This is a genomic window from Veillonella sp. KGMB01456 (assembly GCF_023051165.1).
GTDB lineage: Bacteria > Bacillota > Negativicutes > Veillonellales > Veillonellaceae > Veillonella_A.
The window spans coordinates 1-962 of the sequence record NZ_JALKIG010000092.1; the positions used below are offsets into that span (position 1 = coordinate 1).

A 962-nucleotide genomic window follows, 5' to 3' on the forward strand; every position below is an offset into this window, starting at 1 on the left:
GCGGAATTAGCTGTATCTTGAGCACCTTTAATGGAATCATTGAGATCTTTTTGCACGCCAAATAACTGACCACCGGTTACAGCATCAGTGGAACCTTCAGCCACGGCACCTTCACCAACATTAGATACTTTTTTGCCGCCTGCATCAATACCGGCTGTAGTTACGGACGGGCCACCGGCAACAGTCAAACCGTCTGCTGCAACAACGGTGTTTCCAAGAACCAAACCACCGGCAGTTAAAGCAGTTTTACCAACCAATATACCATTAGCTTTAACTTTGGTTTCACCGGCTTCTAAACCTGACTTGTCTAGTTTGGTATTACCTACAGTAACAGACCCATCGGCAGTAAGATTAACTTTTTTATTCAAATCAACACTAAAGGATTTAGTACCATCAGCATTTTCACTTTCAGCAATTTTGATATTTTCGCTACCTGCAGTAAGATTCGTCGAGCCGGTCTTAATCCCTTTTACCAAATCACTCAGCTTCTTTTCCCCGGCTTCAGACAAATTATCGAGATCACGGTTCGCCTTATTTTTTAATTCATCAATAGCGGTCTGAGAGTTTGAGCTGGAATCATTAATCTTTTTAAGCGTGGCGGCATCTAAACCGATTTTAAGTACTTGGTAGCGGTTTTCAATAGGCGCATCGCCACGTTGAGTTCTAGTAGCTACTTTCTTGTCGCCACCACTCATATAACTCCCCATCTTAACTTCAACGCCACCATTCTCAGCACCTTTTACCAAGAGTTTATATTGAACTCCATGACCGGAGTCCCAGCCTATACTATCGTAAGCTTGTCTAGTATCACCATATCTCATATCCATCTGACCTTCATCAGTGGTAATCAAACTGGCATCCGCTGTTCCCAAAGCGCCCAATAAAAAAGCACCCACTAAACCGGACAATGTAGTGACCCCAAAAAGTTAGACTTTTATTTCCGAGAAGCCTGAATAGGTTTC

General features: G+C 43.0%; 1 pseudogene. It reads right to left on the reverse strand.

Going from position 1 to position 962, the window contains the following annotated elements:
• Positions 1-908 (reverse strand): annotated as a pseudogene (locus tag MXE28_RS11445) (hypothetical protein); the annotation flags it as partial.
• Positions 909-962: the final 54 nt, after the last annotated feature.